Source organism: Streptomyces sp. NPDC060232 (assembly GCF_042726555.1).
GTDB lineage: Bacteria > Actinomycetota > Actinomycetes > Streptomycetales > Streptomycetaceae > Streptomyces.
Genome location: NZ_JBHXAG010000001.1, coordinates 522,497 through 540,507, shown reverse-complemented (window position 1 = coordinate 540,507; position 18,011 = coordinate 522,497). Strand labels below are relative to the sequence as shown.

Below are 18,011 nucleotides of genomic sequence, written 5' to 3'. Positions count from 1 at the left end.
TCAAGCATGCCGTACACGGTGTCAATAATTCTTTACTTCAGGGCGGGAGCGGGATCCGCGGGGTCGTCGAGGAGCTCGGGGCCGTTGTTGCGCACGTCGTTGACCGCCGTCGAGACGGGGCGGACGTCCAGTCGGCCGCTGCCGGGAGCGGCGAGGAGGGCGCGCAGTTCGTCCGCGTCCTGGTGGGAGGGGTCGAGCCAGGCCTCGTAGTCGGCCGGGGCGAGCGCGAGCGGCATACGGGGGTGGACGCGTCCGGCCGCGTCGGTCGCCTCGGTGGTGATGATCGTGCAGGTCGCCCACCACGCCGCCGGATCGTCGTCGTCGATGACGCCCGGGTCGCGCCAGAACTCGTACAGCCCGGCCATGGCCATCACCGCGCCGTCCTCGGGGCGGATGAAGTACGGCTGCTTGTACGCCTTCGCCCCGGCAGAGGCGGGGACGGCCTGCCACTCGTAGAACCCGTCCGCGGGGAGCAGGCAGCGGCGCTTGGCGAAGGCGCGCCGGTAGGCGGGCTTCTCGTGCACCGTCTCCACCCGCGCGTTGATCATCTTCGCGCCGCCGGTCGGGCTCTTCGACCACGACGGCACCAGGCCCCATCGCAGCGGCCGCAGCCTCCGCTCCAGCAGCCCGCTCTCCCGGTCGGCACGCTCCAGCACCGCCCAGACGGCGTCGGTGGGGGCGACGTTCCAGCTCGGTTCCAGCGCATGCCCCGGATCCGGGGGCGCGGCCTGGAACAGGCCGGAGAGATCTTCGGGACCACGGGTGGAGACGTAGCGGCCGCACATGCTTCCACCCTGCCACCTGCGGCCGCCTCCCGGCGGCTGCGCCGCGAACCACGCCGCCCGGGACCGTTTCCGGCGCCTGTTCGAGGGGGCGGCGGAGAAGTCCGGTGTGGACGGTCGGGCGGCCGCGCCGGGTGCCGCCGTGGTCGGTCAGGTCGTCGTGGACGACCGCGGCCGCGTGGACCGACCGCTGCCCCGGCGGGCCGCACTGACGGCGTACTCCACGATGCGGGATCCCACAGGCCTGGGCCGCGTCAAAGGGGCGTAAAGATTGCCGGTCACCGGCAATGACCGAAGGGCAAGTCCCAAGACAGTATGGGGACTCCAGGGCGCCCCAAGGATCCTCCTGCCGGGCGCCGGAACCGCGTGGCGATGCGCGGTGGACGCCGGGCCGGAGGCCGGAAGGACGCGCTCCGTCCGCGCGGTGGATGCGGCAGGCCCTCCGACTGCGGCACGCCGCGTCGGTCGGTCCGTCCGCCGTCCGCTTGCGGCGGTTCATCCGTGCCACGCAGGCACTCACTCTCAAGGGGGGATTCCTCATGGATGCCATCACGTCGGGCCTCAGCCTGCTCATCCTCAGTCTCCTGGTCGTCGCGCTCGTCGTGGTGCTCGTCCTGACTCGGCTGTTCCGCAAGGTCGAGCAGGGCAAGGCCCTGATCGTGTCGAAGATGCGGAAGGTGGACGTCACCTTCACCGGTCAGGTCGTCCTGCCCGTCCTGCACAAGGCCGAGGTCATGGACATCTCGGTGAAGGCCATCGAGATCTCCCGAACCGGCCGCGACGGGCTGATCTGCCGGGACAACATCCGTGCGGACATCCGGATCTCCTTCTTCGTCCGGGTGAACAAGACCGCCACGGACGTCGTCAGGGTCGCGCAGGCGATCGGAACGGCCCGGGCCAGCGACAAGGCCACCCTCCAGGAGCTCTTCAACGCCAAGTTCTCCGAGGCGCTCAAGACGGTCGGCAAGCAGATGGACTTCACCGACCTCTACACCAAGCGGGACGAACTGCGCTTCAAGATCATCGAGATCATCGGGATCGACCTCAACGGCTACAGCCTTGAGGACGCGGCCATCGACTACCTCGAGCAGACCCCGCTCGCCCAGCTCGACGCCGGCAACATCCTCGACGCCCAGGGCATCCGCAAGATCACCGAGTTGACCGCCATCGAGAACGTCCGGACCAACGAGTTCCGGCAGCACGAGCAGAAGGAGATCACCCGCCAGAACGTCGACGCACGCGAGGCCATCCTCGAACTGGAGCGCCGTCAGGCCGACGCCGAGATCAAGCAGCGGCGCGAGATCGAGACGTCGCGGGCACGAGAGGAGGCCGAGATCGCCCGGGTGGTGGAGGAGGAGCGCCTGCGCTCGCAGACCGCCTTCCTCAAGACGGAGGAACAGCTCGGCGTCCAGCGTGAGAACCAGGCCCGGGAAGTCGCCGTCGCGGCGAAGAACCGCGAGCGGGTCATCGCGATCGAGAGCGAGCGCATCGAGAAGGACCGCCTGCTGGAGGTGATCGCGCGGGAGCGGGAGACCGAACTGACCCGGATCGCGGCCGACAAGGAGGTCGAGACCGAGAAGCGGGACATCGCGGAAGTCGTGCGGGAGCGGGTCGCGGTGGACCGGACGGTCGCCGAGCAGGAGGAGTCCATCAAGCGGCTCCGGGCCGTGGAGGAGGCCGAGCGCTCCCGCCAGGCGGTCGTCATCGCCGCCGAGGCCGAGGCCCAGGAGCGGCTGGTCAAGGACATCAAGGCCGCCGAGGCCGCCGAACAGGCCGCCGTGCACCGGGCGGCGGAGGAGCTGACCCTGGCCGAGGCCCGCAACAAGGCCGCCGACCTCGACGCCCGCGCCAAGGTCCGCCTCGCGGAGGGCATCCAGGCCGAGGCCGCGGCCGCGGGTCTGGCAGCAGTCGCCGTACGGGAGAAGGAGGCGGACGCCATCGAGAAGGCCGGCCGGGCCGAGGCCGGGGCGACGGCGGCGCGGCTGAAGGCGGAGGCGGACGGAGCCCGGGAGCTGGCCCTGGCCGAGGCGGCGGGGATCGGCGAGAAGCTGAAGGCGGAGGCGTCCGGGCTGACCGACAAGGCGGCGGCGATGGCCGCGCTGGACGAGGCTTCGCGGACGCACGAGGAGTACCGGCTGCGGCTGGAGGCGGAGAAGGAGATCCGACTCGCCGGCCTCGACGCCCAGCGGCAGGTGGCACAGGCGCAGGCCACGGTGCTCGCGACCGGCCTGGAGAGCGCCGACATCAGCATCGTCGGAGGGGAATCCGCCTTCTTCGACCGGATCGTGGGCGCGATGTCGATGGGCCGCGCCGTCGACGGGTTCATGGACAACTCGCAGACGGCACGCGCCCTGACGGCCGACTGGCTGGACGGCACGGGCTCCTTCACCGAGGACCTCACCCGCGCTCTGGGCGCCGTCTCCACCGCCGATGTCCGCGACCTGACCGTCTCCGCCCTGCTGATGAAGCTCATGCCCGCCGGATCGGGGCAGTTGGACGAGCTGATGGCCAAGGCACGTGATCTGGGCCTGGCCGACCTGCCGGTGAGCGGACTCACCGGTGCGGCGAAGACGGCCATGGCAGCCCCGTCCGCCTCGGTGAACGGCGCCGCCACCAAGAGCTGACCGCCACGGGGGTGCGGTCACCGGCAGGGAAGCCGCCGAGCGAGAGCTCAGCGGTTTCCCTGCCACGTCACGATCTTGTACGCGAAGGAGCAGCACGGATGACCACGGGCACGGGCACGGACACGGGGACGTACGAGGTACTGCGGGACCGGCTCGCGGCCCAGGCCCGGGAGCTGGCGCGCGGCGCCGAAGCCCTCAACGAGGCCCGGATCGCGGTGTTCGGCTCGTCCGAAGTCACACTGACTCGGTCCGGGCACCTGCGCACGGACCGCAGCCGCACCGCCGTCGACCTGGCCGGTGTGGGCGACCACCTCCTCTTCGGCTACGACCGGTCCGCCGACAGCGGCGGCGAGACGGAGGTGCGGGACGTCCTGGCGCTGTACGACCGCGACCTGAACCCTCTTCCCGAGGACGCCGTGCCCGGCCTCCTGGACGACCCCGCCTTCCGCCAGGAGTTCCAGACACTGCACCGCTACTACCACGACGCCCGGCTGCAGCGGCTGCGGCATGTGGACGGCAGGCTGCTCGCCGTCTTCCGGACCGGCGAGCGCGCCGAGGACATCCGCGTCCTGCGCTGGTCGCTCGCCCCCTCCGGCGAGGTCCGCTTCCTGGACGCCCAGGGTGAACGCGACCACGTCATGCCTCCCCCGCACGACGTCCACTGGCAGACGACCACACGGGAGGACCACGTCGCGGGCCGGCACCCGCACGTGTCCGTCGACGGACGGATCTTCGTGTCGACGGTCGGCGGCGCCCTCACCGTCAAGACCGAGAACGACACCGAGTCCCAGGACGCCCTCCACCGCGAGCCCGTGGACGAGGTCCTCCAGTCCCTCGCGGACGCGGAGATCGCCTACGCCGTCGTGGGCCCTCTGGTACTCCTACGTGTCCTGCCCTACAAGGAGCGGGCCCGGCGCCACCTGGTCTACAACTCCCTCACCGGTACCGTGGTCCGGCTGGACGGCGTCGGCGGATCCTGCCGGCGTCTCCCCGACGACGCGGGCATCGTCTTCCCCGGCGGATACTGCCTGGCCTCCGGCACGGTCAGGACGTTCGACACCGATGCCGCCGAGCTGCGGTTCGAGCAGTCCGTCCCGGCCCCGAACGGCGAGGACCTGCTCTTCGTCTTCCGGGCCCGGCACGGGGGGCGGAGCCTGCTGCTCCCGTACAACCTGATCCGCAAGGAAGTCACCGCACCCCTCCCCTGCCACGGCCACGCCCGCTTCGACGACGGCACCCTGGTGGTGCTGCGCCCCGGCCCGGACCGGTCGGCCCGGGCGCACGCCGTGCAGCTGTGGTCCACCCCCTTCGCCTCCGACCTGCACCCCACGGCCGCGGCCGACGGTCCGCTCGCCCGTATCGGGAACCCCGAGCTCGTCCGCGCCGTCGCCGACACCCTGGCCATCGCCCGACAGGCCGCGGACACCCGGGACGCGCCCCCCGCGACCGCCGCGGCGCGGTACGAGTCGCTGCTCGCCGCCTGCGGCCGTACCGCGGACCGGTTCCCCTGGCTCGCCGAGTTCGCGGAAGAGGGCTCCGGCGGTCCTGACCTCAGCGGCCCGCTGGAGGCCGTCCGCGCGACCACCGCCGGGGTCCTGGAGGAGTTCGAGACCGTCCGCAGCCTGACGGGGCAGGCGGCCGACGCACTCGCCGAGGCGCACCGGACCGCCACCGCCCTGATCCGCCGCATCCGCAGCGAGGCCCCGGCAGCCGCAGAGGAGTGGACGGACCGCATCACCGAGCTGCGCCGCGCCCAGGGTCACCTGGTCACCCTCAGGGACATGCGGTACGCGGACACGACCGGCATCGACGCCCTGGCGGCGGACGTGGCCGCCGCCGTCGAATCCACCGGTCACCGGGCCCTGGCCCACCTCCAGAGGGACGACGCCTTCGGCGCGTACGCGAGCGAAGCCGATCGGCTCACCGCCGAGGCCGAGGCGGTCGCCACGGTCGCCGAGGCCGAGCCGCTGCGCCGGCGCCTGGAAGGTCGCGTCCTCGGGCTGCACCACCTGACCGAGGTCGTGTCCGGCCTGGACGTCAGTGACGTGACCGTACGCATCACCGTCCTGGAGCGCGTGGCGGAAGCCATGGCGGCCCTGAACCGGGCACGGTCCAGCGTCGACGCGCGCAGGCGAGAACTCCTGCGGCAGGAGGGGAGCGCCGAGTTCACCGCCGAGTTCGCGCTCCTGGCCCAGACCGTCACCGGCGCCCTGGCGGCCGCCGGCACCCCTGAGGACTGCGACGCCCAGCTCGCCCGCCTCCTGCTCCGGCTGGAGCACCTGGAGGCACGGTTCGCCGAGCAGGAGGACTTCCTCGCCCAGATCGCCGAGAAGCGCGCCGAGGTGCACGACGCGTTCTCCTCCCGCCGCCAGGCCCTCCAGGACGCCCGGGCCCGACGCGCCGAGGCTCTCGCGGGCTCCGCCCACCGCGTACTGGAGTCCGTCGCCGGCCGGGCGGCCGCCCTCTCCGACGAGGACGAGGTCAACACGTACTTCGCATCCGACCCCCTGGTGACCGGTCTGCACCGCAGCATCGGCCGGCTCCGGGAGCTCGGTGACGAGGTGCGGGCGGAGGAGCTGACCGGCCGTCTCGCGGCGGCCCGGCAGGAAGCGGGGCGCGCGCTGCGCGACCGCACCGACCTGTACTCGCAGGACGGCGGCACCCTGCGCCTGGGGCGGCACCTGTTCGCCGTCACCCGGCAGCCCGCCGACCTCACCCTCGTACCGCACCGGGACGGCATGGCGTTCGCTCTGGCGGGCACGGACTACCGGCGCCCGGTCACCGATCCCGCGTTCGCCGCCACCCGCCCGTACTGGGACCGCGTACTGCCGAGCGAGTCGGCCGAGGTGTACCGGGCCGAGCACCTGGCCGCCCGGCTGCTGGCGGAGCACGGGCCCGCCGCCCTGGCCGGGGCCGGCGACGGACTCGGTCCACTGATACGGCGGGCCGCCGAGGCCGCGTACGACGAGGGCCATGAGCGGGGCGTCCACGACCACGACGCCGCCGCGATCCTGCGCGCGGTCCTCCGGCTGCACGAGAGCGCGGGCCCCCTGCGCCATCCGGCTCGGGACCGCGCCGCCGCCGTGCTCTTCTGGGCCCACGGTCTGACCGACGGCGAACGCGAGGCGCTCGGCCGCCGGGCCCGCTCGCTGGGCCGCGCCCGCGCACTCTTCGGGTCCAGCCCGGCCCTCGACGACTTCCAGGCGGAACTCGCCCGCACTGCCGCCGCTTTCACAGCCGACGAGCGGGTACATCCCGAGCGGATCGCCACCTACCTGTTCGAGGAACTGACGTCAGGGGTGTCGGGCTTCGCGGTGTCGGCCTCCGCCGTCGGGCTGCTCAAGGGTTTCCGACGCTGCGTCCGGACACACGATGCCTCCTACGCCGAGGACCTCGCGGCCCTGCCCGGTCTCGCCGAACGCAGACAGCTCGTGGAAAGCTGGCTCGGCTCGTACGCGGCATCGACCGGCGAGGAGATCGCCGAGGGTGACGTGTCACCGAGGCGACCGCGGTGGAGCTGTGCCCGTCCCTGGCCCGCTACGAGGTCGAGGGCGCGACCGCCTCGACCGTCACGGGGCTGCTCGGAGCCCATCCCCGTATCGTCAGCGGCTCACTCGACCTGCGCCTGGACGAATTCCTGTCCCGCACCGCCGAGTTCGCGCGGACCGAGGTCCCGGGCTTCCGCTCGTACCAGCGCCGGCGCACCGCTCTGGTCACGGCTGAACACGAGCGGCTGCGGATCGACGCCCATCGGCCGCGCGTCATGTCCTCCTTCGTCCGCAACCGCCTGATCGACGAGGTCTACCTCCCCCTCGTCGGCGACAGCCTCGCCAAGCAGCTCGGCGCAGCCGGCGACGCCAAGCGCACGGACACCCACGGTCTGCTGCTGCTCCTCTCGCCGCCCGGCTACGGCAAGACGACCCTCATGGAGTACGTCGCCCAGCGTCTCGGGCTGCTCCTGGTCAAGGTCGACGGCCCCGCCCTCGGCGCCGCGACCACCTCCCTCGACCCGGCCGCCGCCCCGGACGAGGCGGCCCGGCGGGAGCTGGAGAAGATCGCCTTCGCGCTGGAGGCGGGCAACAACATCCTGCTCCACCTCGACGACATCCAGCACACCTCTCCCGAACTGCTCCAGAGGTTCATCCCGCTGTGCGACTCGACCCGCACGCTGAACGGCCGCGACCTGCGCGGCAAGCGGTTCGCCGTCTGCATGGCCGGCAATCCGTACACCCAGTCCGGGCAGCGCTTCCAGGTCCCGGACATGCTCGCCAACCGGGCCGACGTGTGGAACCTCGGCGACGTCCTGACCGGCAAGGAGGACGTCTTCGCCTTCAGCTTCATCGAGAACGCCCTCACCTCCCACCCGGTCCTCGCCCCGCTCGCCGGACGCGACCGCGGCGACCTCGGCCTCCTCGTCCGGCTCGCCGAGGGCGACCCGACCGCCCGCGCGGACCGCCTGACCCACCCGTACGGTCCGCAGGAGCTCGACGAAGTCCTCGGCGTGCTGCGGCGGTTGGTGGCCGCCCGCACCACCGTCCTCGGCGTCAACGCGGCCTACATCGCCTCGGCCGCCCAGAGCGACGACAGCCGCACCGAGCCCCCGTTCCGGCTCCAGGGCTCCTACCGCAGCATGAACAGGATCGCGGCCCGGATCTCGCCCGCCATGGACGACGCCGAACTGGACGCGGTGATCGACGACCACTACACCGCGGAGGCCCAGACCTTGACCGCGGGGGCCGAGGCCAACCTCCTCCGGCTCGCCGCGCTGCGCGGCTCCCTCTCCCCGCAGCAGGCCGCCCGGTGGAAGGAGATCACCACCGCGTACCGCCGCGGCCGGCAGGCAGGCGGCACGGACGCGGGTCCGCTGAACCGGGCCGCGGCCGCCCTCGACCTCATCGCCGACCGCCTCGCCGCCGTCGAAGGCACCCTCAGGAAGGTGGAGACGTGTGGGACCGCCGAGGCCTGATCCGCGGGGGTGACACCCCACGAACGGGAGGAGAGGGGCACCTGGCCGCACCTGTTCGCTCAGAGAAACCTCAGATCCGGATAACGATCGCATCACCGAACCAGGGCAAACACCACAGAAAACCTGCCACTGTGACACCCATCACTAAAGAAGACTTAAAGAACGTGCTAGGAATACGCAACTCCGCTTCAGCCCACCCATAGCCGGACCGGAGCAGCGGCCGACACCAGGCCGGGCAGCACTTCGCAGCATCAGTACGACCAAGGCGCCATACCCCGTTCCGTGTCCGCGGACCGGCGGCGCCACGGGTCGCCGATCGACAACGGCGTTCGCCCAGAGCCCGCCTTCTCACACCGGTCCTCCGCACGGGGCCGGTCTGCGCCAACGAGGTTTTGCCACATGTCACTCGACTCCTTCACCGATTCCGTCGACACGGCTGTCAGCGGATTCTTCGAGCCCATCGCCACATGGCTCGGCGAGGTCGTCTTCTATTCCGTCCCCGTAGGGGGCACCCAGGTTCCGCTGATCGTCGCCTGGCTGGTCGTCGCGGGCATCGTCTTCTCCCTCTGGTTCGGGGGCGTGCAGATACGCAAGTTCCGACTCGCGGTGAACGTGGTCCGCGGCAAGTACGACGAGAAGGGGTCGGCCGGTGAGGTCAACCACTTCCAGGCCCTGACCGCCGCGGTCTCGGGCACGGTCGGCCTGGGCAACATCGCCGGTGTCGCCGTCGCCGTCTCCATCGGCGGCCCCGGCGCCACCTTCTGGATGATCCTCTGCGGCCTGCTCGGCATGGCGACGAAGTTCGTCGAGGTGACGCTCGGTGTGAAGTACCGCGAGGTGCACGCCGACGGGACCGTCTCCGGCGGCCCCATGCACTACCTGCCCAAGGGCCTCGCCGACCGCTTCGGCGCCCGCGGCAAGACGCTCGGCAAGGTCCTCGCCGTCCTCGCCTCCGCGTTCGTGCTGTTCTTCGGCCTCTTCGGCGGCAACCTCTTCCAGGTCAACCAGTCCTACGCCCAGCTGGTCTCCGTCACCGGCGGCGAGTCCGGCATGCTCGGCTCCTCGACCGGCGCCCTGTTCTTCGGCATCCTGATCGCCGCCATCGTCGGCATCGTGCTCCTCGGCGGCATCCGCTCCATCGCCTCCGTCACCAGCAGGCTCGTCCCCGCCATGGCCGGCATCTACATCGCCGCCTGTCTCGTCGTGATCCTGGTCAACGTCACCGCCGTGCCGGCCGCGATCTCCACGATCATCGAGGGCGCCTTCAACCCGCAGGGCGTCGCCGGCGGTGTCCTCGGCGCGCTGATCATCGGCTTCAAGCGGGCCGCGTTCTCCAACGAGGCCGGTCTCGGCTCCGCCCCGATCGCCCACTCCGCGGTCAAGACCAAGCACCCCGCCAGCGAAGGCCTCGTCGCCCTGCTGGAGCCGTTCATCGACACCGTGATCATCTGCACCATGACCGCGCTGACGATCGTGATCGCCAACCCGGCCAGCTGGGGCGAGGCCCGCAAGGGCGAGTCCATCGGCGGCGTGACCATCACCTCCGACGCCTTCGCCACCGTCCTGCCCTGGTTCCCGTACATCCTGACCATCGCGGTCATGCTGTTCGCCATCTCCACGGTGCTGACCTGGGGCTACTACTGCATGAAGGCCTGGACCCACCTGTTCGGCCGCAGCAAGGCCAGTGAGATCACCTTCAAGGTCATGTACACGCTCGTCGCGGTGGCCGGGTCGCTGCTGACCCTGCAGACCCTGATCGACATGGCCGACGCGGTGCTGTTCATGCTCGCCGTCATCAACATCATCGGTCTGTACCTGCTGGCCCCCGTCGTCAAGCGGGAGCTGAACTCCTTCCTCGAATTCGTCCGCCGCCGCGACGCCGGTATCGCAACGGACGGCGACGAGGACACCGACCAGGAGCCGGTGAAGACCACCGTCTGACCGCCCCCGCGGCCCGGCTCCCGGAGGACCCGTACCCACCCTCGCGCCTTGGGTGGGTACGGGTCCTCTTCCCTGTTCGCGAACACCGTCATCGCACGTCAAGCACCCCCTGGCGACATCCCGCACCGCCCGATAGGGTGTGAAGAACGCGTCAATACGCTCATCACACCGAAGGGCGGACGCGGGGTGTGCCGGGAAGTCTGGTCGGCGTCCTTGGGGCCGTGTGCCCGCAATGCCGCCGACGCCCCGGAGGTTCCCCGCCATGACCGCTGCCCCGCCGCCCGAGCGCTCCCCGTTCCTCGGCCTCCTGCCCTGGCCCGAGCGGCGCGCCATCGCCGAGGCCCTGCGTACCGAGACCATCGGCGGCCTGGTCCTCCTAGCCGCCGCCGTCATCGCGCTGATCTGGGCCAACAGCCCTCTCGGCGACGTCTACCAGCAGGTGCGCGACTTCCACTTCGGCATACCCGCCCTGGGCCTCGACCTCTCGGTCGGCCACTGGACCGCCGACGGCCTCCTCGCCGTCTTCTTCCTCGTCGCGGGCATCGAGCTCAAGCGTGAGCTCGTCGTCGGCGAGCTCCGTACGCCGGCGACCGCGGCCCTCCCGGTGGTCGCCGCCGCATGCGGCATGGCCGTCCCCGCCGCCCTGTACGCACTGACCGCCGGACTCGGCGGCGGCAGCCTCGACGGCTGGGCCGTACCCATGGCCACCGACATCGCCTTCGCGCTGGCCGTCCTCGCGGTGATCAGCACGCACCTGCCCGCGGCCCTGCGCGCCTTCCTGCTCACCCTGGCCGTGGTGGACGACCTCGGCGCCATCCTCATCATCGCGATCTTCTTCACCGCCGATCTGAACTTCTGGGCCCTCGGCGGCGCCTTCGCCGGACTGGTCGCCTTCTACGCCCTCCAGCGGTTCCGCGTCCGCGGCTGGTGGTGGTACGTCCCGCTCGGCATCGCCGTCTGGGCGCTGATGTACAACAGCGGCGTCCACGCCACCGTCGCCGGCGTCGCCATGGGCCTCATCCTGCGCACCACCCGGGACAAGGGCGAAGAATCCTCCCCCGGCGCCCGGGTCTCCCACCTCGTCCACCCCTTCTCCGCGGGTGTGGCCGTCCCCCTCTTCGCCCTGTTCGCCGCCGGTGTCACCGTCTCCGGGGGTGCTCTCGCGGACGTGTTCACCCGGCCCGAACCGCTCGGCGTCGTCATCGGCCTGATCGCCGGCAAGGTCCTCGGCGTGTTCGGCGGCACCTACCTCGCCGCCCGCTTCACCCGCGCCCGCCTCAACCCCGACCTCGCCTGGGCCGACGTCTTCGGACTGTCCGTCCTCGCCGGGATCGGTTTCACCGTCGCCCTGCTCATCGGCGAACTCGCCTTCCCCGGCCAGGACATCACCGAACAGATCAAGGCCGCCGTCCTCATCGGCTCCGTCGGCGCCGCCGCCCTCGCCGCCATCTTCCTCCGCCGCCGCAACAAGGTGTACAAGCGCCTGTACGAGGAGGAGACGCTGGACGCCGACTCCGACGGCATCCCCGACATCTACCAGCGTGCGAACGCCGCGGAGCACTGAGCGCGGCGCCCGCGGGCCCGGCGTCGCGAAGCCCCTCCGCGGCCGGTCCGTCAGCCGGGTCGACGAGCCATGGCTGCGGCCACGTGGGGCTCGGCAGGTCGGGCTCGGCAGGTCGGGCATCACCCGCCGGGGTGGCGCCGCGCTTGACCGGTCGCGGCCCTGCGTGCCCGCGCCTGAACGCGTGCGGCACGCCGGGCGGGTCTCGTCCCGTGCCACATCCGTACGAGCAGGACGGCTGCCGAGGCGGCGAAGAGGCCGGCGGTGATCAGCAGCCACCGTGCGAGGAACCCGTCGTCGGGGAGGCCCGTGGCCGCGGTGAAGTGGTCCACCCGGCGCAGGACCAGGGGCCACCACACGAGCAGGAGGACACCGGCGACGAAAGCCGGCACGCGAACATAGGTGACGCTCACCCGCATCGCGGTACTTCCGACGCCCACCCCCCTCCCGAACGCCACCTGCACCACCCGGTCGGTCACCGAGTACAGGGGCAGCAGCACCAGATCGTGCAGCAGCGCCGCGCCGACGAACCACAGGGCCACGCCGAGGGTGTCTCCCCTGAGCAGTCTCAGGCCCGCGTACCCGGCGAGGGCGAAGGAGGCCAGGACGAGAAGCAGGTGGAGCGGGGAGGCCCCGTAGCGGCGCCGGAAGGCGGCGGCTGTACCGGACAGGGGAGGCCTCATGCGGGTTCTCCGAAGGTGAGGCGGGTGACCCACTTGGTGTTGTGGACACCGGGGGCTCCTGGGACGATCACCCGCGCCGGGTAGCCGTGGTCCTGGGAGAGCGCGGCACCGTTGACGCGCACGGCCAGCAGCGAGCGGGCATCGCGGGCCTGGTTGTCGCGCAGGACCACCGATCGGAACGACCCGCCGCGCTGCGCCGACTCCACGAAGACCTGCGGGGTGTTCGTGCCGAGCCCGACCAGCGCGGCCAGGTCCGTGAGCCGGACCCCGCTCCAGTGCTGGTCCGGCGTCGACCAGCCCTCCACGCAGGCGATGGGCAGCAACGACTTGTTCTGGGGCAGGGCCAGCAGCTGGTCGTAGGTCAGGTCGACCTGCCGGCCGGGACCTCTCACGGTCAGCCGCCAGGCGGGTCCGATGTCGCCGGGCCGGATGCCGACCGAGGCGGCGGTCTTGTTGATCTGGAAGCCGTTCGGGCCGGCGCCGGGGTCCTGGCCGTGCGGGGCGAGCAGCGCCGTCTGCCGGAACCAGCCGCCCACGCTCTGCCCCGCCGTCACCGCCAGCAGGGCGAACGACCCCAGCCCGATCATGCCGAGCGCGCCCCGGCGGGAGATCGTCGGCGCCGCCGGGCGGGGCGAGACCAGTCCGGCCGCGTCCTGCGTACCGGCCGCCGGCTCACCCGGCCGGTACCCCACCGCGCGCAGTGCCCTCGGCAGCCGAAATGCCACGTGGACCACGAAGGCGCCGATGAACACCCAGGCGCCGTAGAAGTGCAGTGTGTAGAAGGATCCGGGAAAGATGTAGTGCAGCTGCACGTTGAGGATGCCGGTGGCGAACTCGAACCCCGCACCTCCCACCAGCAGGAGCAGGGACAGCCGCTCGACGCCGTGGGCCACGGACCGCAGCGGCGGCCATGCGAAGAGCTTGGGGATCACCGACCACAGTTTCGCCAGGAGCACGGGCACGAGCACGATGCCGAGCGTGACGTGGATCCCCTGGGTGACCCTGTAGAGCCAGTACGGGGAAGTCGGCCAGGAGAAGAGGTAGAAGCCGAGCCACCCCTTGTCGGGCGTCTGGTCGTTCACCGCCGCAAGGTCCGGGTTGTACGCCGCGTAGGACATCAGGCCCGTCACGAACACCACGGTGATCCCGCCCAGCAGGACCAGCCCGAGCACCGAGGTCAGCCACGGGCCGCGCAAGGGGCTGCGCCAGAACTCCGGACGCGAGGGGCCGGGCGGCGCTCCGGCCGTCCCGCTCCGCCCGCCACCGCTCGCGCCCAAGGGACACCTCCGCAGACTCCGGGACACCAGGGTTTACGGGATGCCACCCGCCCAGGAGAATTCCGCCCAGGACAACCCCGCCGAGGAGAACATGCCGTACCGGGGCCGGGAGAGCCCTCGTGACACGCCAGACCCGAGTGGGGTCAGCCAAGCCCCCGCACCGTCAGCACGGACCCTCGGGGTGGGCACGTCGGCCACGTGCCGCCGCCTGCAGGAAGAACACCGCCGCCGCGACGCCGAGCGCCACTCCGGCGGCCGAGCACGCCGTCGTCAGGCCGACGGGGGCGTCCAGCATGCGCGGCACGGTGTTCAGGCACGCCTGTGCGTACAGGCCGAGCATGGCGAAGGCGTAAGCCCGGGCGACGGCCCGGCTGCGCAGCCTTTCCGGCGTCCACCCTCGCAGGAGTGCGACGGGGAGGGGGAGCAGGAGGAGCGTAGCCGCCACGAGAACGACGGCCTGGACGGAGGGGTTTGCGTTCATGGGTACCTCTCTGGTGCGGATGCCCACCGTACGGGCCGGCCACCTGTGGCTCACATGCCGGAGTCCGGCAGTCTCGCCACGCCGTGGCTGCCGTTGGAGACGCGCCGATCCGCCCTTCCCGGAACGGGCCCTGTCACGGGCGGGAGGCGGAGACGGCACCGCGGCCGAGCAGCTCCGCCAGGCCTCGGCGGGTGGCCGCCAGCACCACCCGGTCCTGCGCCTTGAGGACGTAGCCGGGGTGCAGGTCCCAGACCAGGCCCGCCTCGGGACTGCGGGTCTCCTCGGGCGTGGCGGCCAGGTCGGGCCGCCGGTCCTCCGGAGCGCTGGTGTCCAGGGCGATCACCCGCCAGGACCCGGGCCGGAACGACTCCGCGACGGTCCGTCCCTCCAGCTGCGGATGGCCGGCCACGACGAGCGCGGCGAACAGCAGCACGCGCCGCTCGACCGGAATGGCCCCGAGGACCTGCCGACCCATCATCGCGCCGGCGAAGGCGGGCGCCGCCAGGTGGGTCACGCTGCGGCTGCGGGTGAGCGCCTCGGGGTGGGCGGCGCGCAGGGTGCGGTACACGGCCGTCGCGAAGTCGTCCTCGTAGAGCCGCATCACGACCCTCACGTCGGGCCGGACGGCCCTCGCGTACAGGGCGGCCTCCAGGTTCGTGATGTCCTCACTGGTCAGGGCGAGCAGGGCATGTGCCCGGCCCACCCGTGCCGCTTCGAGCACGGCTTCCTCGGTCACGTCGCCGAGGACGACGGGGACGCGTAGACGCCGGGCGAGTTCGATGCCCCTGGCCTCCGCGTCCGACTCGACGCACACCACGGGGATCTCCAGTTCCCTCAGACGGGCCAGCACCCTGGTCCCCACCTTGCCGAGGCCCAGCAGGACGACGTGGCCCGAGGTCCTGCGCGGCGGCCGGCGCAGTGTGGTCGCGGTCCGGAACGCCCCCAGCCCCTCCAGCGCCGCCGCCACGAGGACCGGCAGCAGGAGCAGCCCCACGAAACCGGCGAGGATCTGCAGTGTCTTGCGCTCGGGCGGCTCCTCCACCGCGGGGTCGTTGATGGCGAAGAGGTCGAGGAGGGTGATGTACGCCGCGTGCAGCGGGTGGTCCCCGGTCGTGATCCAGGAGGCCACCGCCAGCGCGCCCACCGCGGCGACGATCCCCGCGAGGGACCACCGCAGGCGCCGCGAGAACAGCGAGGCGACCGGGAAGGCGGCCCCCGCCAGGCGGCCCGCCGATACGGCAGGGCCGGCGTGGGAGACCGCTTCCAGGGCCACGATGCCGCGACCGGTCGCGGCGGCGACCGCCCGGTCGTCCGGCAGCAGCTGCGGCCCGCGCTCACCGCTGTGTTCCGAGCCCTCCGCTCCGGCCGGGTCGCCCGTGGTCGCCGAGAGCAGCGCCAGGGTGCACAGCCCCGGGTCGGCGACCTCTCCCCGGCCCGGCGGCGTACGTTCGACCGCGCGCAGCAGCAGACCGTCCGCCTGCACGATCTTGCTGGTGCCGGCGACGGCGGAGGCGGCGAGGGCCGGCGCGGCGGTGTCGGCGTCGGACAGGACCGTGGTCGACGCGTCCAGTTCCCGCAGGTCCAGTCCGGGCTCGGCGATGATCGCCGCCTGGTCGAGCAGCTCCTCCAGGTGCTGTCCCAGCTTGCGGTTGTAGAGCCTGATCACCAGCCGGAGCCTGGGGTTGAGCCGGCGGGCCACCAGCGCTGCCCGCACGTTCACGTCGTCGTCCTCATACACCAGCGCGAGTGCGGCGGCCCGCTCCACTCCGGCCTCGGCCAACAGCTCCTCGTCCGGCTCGGCCCCTTCCACCACCCGCAGGTGCGGGTCCGCCTGCCCGGCCCCCGGGAGGCGGGAGTTCCTGGCCACCGGAACGCGGCTCAGCAGTCCGAGGGCCGAGCGCCTGGACCGCAGCCCCACCGCCGGCTGCTGTGCGCGGGCCTCGGGCACCACGAGCGTCACGCGCTCCCGGTACACGTCACGAAGTTCGCCTGCCAGCCGTCTGGCCAGACCGTCATCGCCGCAGACGACCATCCAGCCATTGGGCAAGGGAAGTGGGGACCGAGAGTGATTCGACACTGATCAAGAATGCCTCGCCAGGAGGGCAGTTGTCCCCAGCGGGCCCCCTCGTGAACGGGTCACCTGGGGCCGGACGGGCCGCGCCCGGGCCGGACGCGCAGACCGACACCCCGACACACCGCCACCGACGTCCGGCCACAGACTGCGCAGGGGGCCGAAGCACCGTCAACTGGCCGCACAGCGAGAGGAATCGGCCTGCCTGTGACCGGGTTCGACGAGGAGTCAGAAGCGGCTCTGCTTCGAAGTACGCTGACCCACATGACCGATACCAGCACGAACGACGAGCAGGTGTACGACGACCTGCGTGCCCTGACGGACCAGTACATGCAGGCGGTCCGTACGCGCCTCGCCGGGATCGAGTCCCCTCTCACCCGAGAGCGCGGCGCCCGGCTGGTCACAGATGAACTGCTCACCGGCGCCAAGCAGGCCAAGCTCATACGCAGCGCCGCCGTGGGCGAGTTGAAGCAGGGCCGCACCCTCAAGCAGGTCGCGGAGCTCACCGGTCTCTCCGTGCCGCGGGTCGACCAGCTGCTGAAGGCGAAGTAGCCGGTCGGCGCCACCCCGCACCCCTGAAGGGGCCCGGAGGCCCCCTTCAGGGGCTCCTTCGTCCTGACACGCCCGCCCCGGACACGTCCGGGTGGAATCTTTCCCCCTACCGGGGATAAGGGCTGGTCGCATGGGGTGAATGGGGCGCGCCACTCGTTTCCCCGCCCCGGGCGGGAGGCGTTGATGAGGACGTGAATACCTCAAGCACCGCCCCGATACTGCCCGGCCCCCTCGCGACCGAGGCACCGCCCACCGTGCAGGACTCGGGGGCGGACACCGCGCCCGGCGTCATACTCATCCACTCCCGCACCGCCCTCGGCACCACCCTGGTCGCCCACCTCGCAGGCGAGATCGACCACTTCAGCGCCGCTGAGCTGCGTGCCTTCCTGGCCTCGGCAGCGGACAGCGGCGTTACCGGCCTGGTGCTGGACTGCTCTCGGGTCACCTTCTGCGACTCCGGTTTCCTCGCCGCCCTGGACTGGTGGCCCCGACAGGGGCGCCGTCTCAGGCTCACCCATCGCTCCCGCGCCGTGGAACGCCTCCTGCGCGCGGCAGCCGCAGTCTCACGGTCTCCCCACAGGCCCCTGATCCACGCCCAGCGGACTCCCCCGCGCCGGGGGCCCGCGGGGTAGGCGACGGCCAAGTGACGGGGCTCGCACCGACCCGCGAGCCCCACCGCACAGGCGCAGCCGCAGCCGCTTCTGCACACTCAGCCATCGGCCCACGGGGCGAGGCCGGCGGCACGGCGTCTCACCCCGTTCCATGAGCGCGGCCTGCCCGGCCTCACAGGCCCGGCAGGCCGATCGGGCCGCGGATCAGCCGAAGCTGCGCCGGTGTTCCCGAGTCTGCTGCGGTGGGATGTTGCGCAGTCGGCGGGCAGGAGGCCGCCCCGTGCCGGTGCTGCGTGGGTCCTCGTCGCCGGACCGGCCTGCGGTCTGGTCGGGTTGCGCGGGTGCCACTGCCGGGACGAGCGCGATCGCAGCGATGACCGCCGCCACCACGACGAGGATGACTGCAATGCTCACGGACATGAATCCCGCCTTTCGCCTTGGCCCTTACACCTTGTGACTACT

The 18,011-nt window shown here is 71.9% G+C and carries 12 protein-coding genes and 1 pseudogene; 7 read left to right on the top strand and 6 right to left on the bottom strand.

Annotation, left to right across the window (positions count from 1 at the left end):
- Nucleotides 1-32: 32 nt before the first annotated feature.
- Nucleotides 33-785 (bottom strand): SOS response-associated peptidase, encoded by a 753-nt coding sequence (locus ACFWFZ_RS02375; RefSeq protein WP_387115332.1) that lies wholly within the window; start codon nucleotides 783-785, stop codon nucleotides 33-35.
- On the opposite strand from ACFWFZ_RS02375, the gene ACFWFZ_RS02370 reads away from it, so the two are divergent.
- From ACFWFZ_RS02370 to nhaA, 5 genes and pseudogenes are all read left to right on the top strand, one after another.
- The gene (locus ACFWFZ_RS02370; protein WP_387115329.1) at nucleotides 784-1,050 is read left to right on the top strand and encodes a hypothetical protein; all 267 of its coding nucleotides are present in this window, start codon (nucleotides 784-786) and stop codon (nucleotides 1,048-1,050) included. The two genes, ACFWFZ_RS02375 and ACFWFZ_RS02370, sit on opposite strands and share 2 nt — an antisense overlap.
- A gap of 271 nt (nucleotides 1,051-1,321) precedes the next feature.
- Nucleotides 1,322-3,406 (top strand): flotillin family protein, encoded by a 2,085-nt coding sequence (locus ACFWFZ_RS02365; protein ID WP_387115326.1) that lies wholly within the window; start codon nucleotides 1,322-1,324, stop codon nucleotides 3,404-3,406.
- A 98-nt stretch (nucleotides 3,407-3,504) separates the two neighbouring features.
- Nucleotides 3,505-8,372: pseudogene (locus ACFWFZ_RS02360) on the top strand (DNA repair ATPase).
- 399 nt (nucleotides 8,373-8,771) lie between these two features.
- Nucleotides 8,772-10,313 carry an alanine/glycine:cation symporter family protein gene (locus tag ACFWFZ_RS02355; protein WP_387115323.1) on the top strand — a complete coding sequence of 514 codons (1,542 nt, stop codon included), beginning with the start codon at nucleotides 8,772-8,774 and terminating at the stop codon, nucleotides 10,311-10,313.
- 262 nt (nucleotides 10,314-10,575) lie between these two features.
- Complete coding sequence (gene nhaA / locus ACFWFZ_RS02350; protein ID WP_387115320.1) at nucleotides 10,576-11,877, top strand: Na+/H+ antiporter NhaA; 1,302 nt, start codon at nucleotides 10,576-10,578, stop codon at nucleotides 11,875-11,877.
- Between the two features lie 119 nt (nucleotides 11,878-11,996).
- On the opposite strand, the gene ACFWFZ_RS02345 is transcribed toward nhaA, so the two are convergent.
- From ACFWFZ_RS02345 to ACFWFZ_RS02330, 4 genes are all read right to left on the bottom strand, one after another.
- Complete coding sequence (locus ACFWFZ_RS02345) at nucleotides 11,997-12,557, bottom strand: hypothetical protein (RefSeq protein ID WP_387115317.1); 561 nt, start codon at nucleotides 12,555-12,557, stop codon at nucleotides 11,997-11,999.
- On the bottom strand, nucleotides 12,554-13,834 hold the full coding sequence (locus ACFWFZ_RS02340) for a molybdopterin-dependent oxidoreductase (RefSeq protein ID WP_387115314.1): 1,281 nt from the start codon (nucleotides 13,832-13,834) through the stop codon (nucleotides 12,554-12,556). Before ACFWFZ_RS02340 ends, ACFWFZ_RS02345 begins: the two co-directional genes overlap by 4 nt.
- 163 nt (nucleotides 13,835-13,997) lie before the next feature.
- Nucleotides 13,998-14,315: a hypothetical protein gene (locus tag ACFWFZ_RS02335; protein ID WP_387115311.1), complete on the bottom strand. Its 318-nt coding sequence runs from the start codon at nucleotides 14,313-14,315 to the stop codon at nucleotides 13,998-14,000.
- Between the two features lie 133 nt (nucleotides 14,316-14,448).
- Nucleotides 14,449-16,347, bottom strand: a complete 1,899-nt coding sequence (locus ACFWFZ_RS02330) for an NAD-binding protein (RefSeq protein WP_387116278.1) — start codon at nucleotides 16,345-16,347, stop codon at nucleotides 14,449-14,451.
- A gap of 303 nt (nucleotides 16,348-16,650) precedes the next feature.
- Here ACFWFZ_RS02330 and ACFWFZ_RS02325 point away from each other — a divergent pair, with 303 nt between their 5' ends.
- Together ACFWFZ_RS02325 and ACFWFZ_RS02320 are read left to right on the top strand one after the other, a co-directional pair.
- Nucleotides 16,651-16,938 (top strand): hypothetical protein, encoded by a 288-nt coding sequence (locus ACFWFZ_RS02325; RefSeq protein ID WP_387115309.1) that lies wholly within the window; start codon nucleotides 16,651-16,653, stop codon nucleotides 16,936-16,938.
- Between the two features lie 191 nt (nucleotides 16,939-17,129).
- Nucleotides 17,130-17,570, top strand: coding sequence for an STAS domain-containing protein (locus tag ACFWFZ_RS02320; RefSeq protein WP_387115306.1), 441 nt, complete (start codon nucleotides 17,130-17,132; stop codon nucleotides 17,568-17,570).
- A gap of 183 nt (nucleotides 17,571-17,753) precedes the next feature.
- Here ACFWFZ_RS02320 and ACFWFZ_RS02315 read toward each other — a convergent pair whose 3' ends face one another.
- On the bottom strand, nucleotides 17,754-17,963 hold the full coding sequence (locus ACFWFZ_RS02315; protein ID WP_387115303.1) for a hypothetical protein: 210 nt from the start codon (nucleotides 17,961-17,963) through the stop codon (nucleotides 17,754-17,756).
- Nucleotides 17,964-18,011: the final 48 nt, after the last annotated feature.

What these genes read in the sequence shown, in the direction of transcription:
- ACFWFZ_RS02370 (WP_387115329.1), top strand. Translation starts at nt 784, where the DNA reads ATGCTTCCACCCTGCCACCTGCGGCCGCCTCCCGGCGGCTGCGCCGCG.
- ACFWFZ_RS02375 (WP_387115332.1), bottom strand. Translation starts at nt 785, where the DNA reads ATGTGCGGCCGCTACGTCTCCACCCGTGGTCCCGAAGATCTCTCCGGC.
- ACFWFZ_RS02365 (WP_387115326.1), top strand. Translation starts at nt 1,322, where the DNA reads ATGGATGCCATCACGTCGGGCCTCAGCCTGCTCATCCTCAGTCTCCTG.
- ACFWFZ_RS02355 (WP_387115323.1), top strand. Translation starts at nt 8,772, where the DNA reads ATGTCACTCGACTCCTTCACCGATTCCGTCGACACGGCTGTCAGCGGA.
- nhaA (WP_387115320.1), top strand. Translation starts at nt 10,576, where the DNA reads ATGACCGCTGCCCCGCCGCCCGAGCGCTCCCCGTTCCTCGGCCTCCTG.
- ACFWFZ_RS02345 (WP_387115317.1), bottom strand. Translation starts at nt 12,557, where the DNA reads ATGAGGCCTCCCCTGTCCGGTACAGCCGCCGCCTTCCGGCGCCGCTAC.
- ACFWFZ_RS02335 (WP_387115311.1), bottom strand. Translation starts at nt 14,315, where the DNA reads ATGAACGCAAACCCCTCCGTCCAGGCCGTCGTTCTCGTGGCGGCTACG.
- ACFWFZ_RS02330 (WP_387116278.1), bottom strand. Translation starts at nt 16,347, where the DNA reads ATGGTCGTCTGCGGCGATGACGGTCTGGCCAGACGGCTGGCAGGCGAA.
- ACFWFZ_RS02325 (WP_387115309.1), top strand. Translation starts at nt 16,651, where the DNA reads ATGACCGATACCAGCACGAACGACGAGCAGGTGTACGACGACCTGCGT.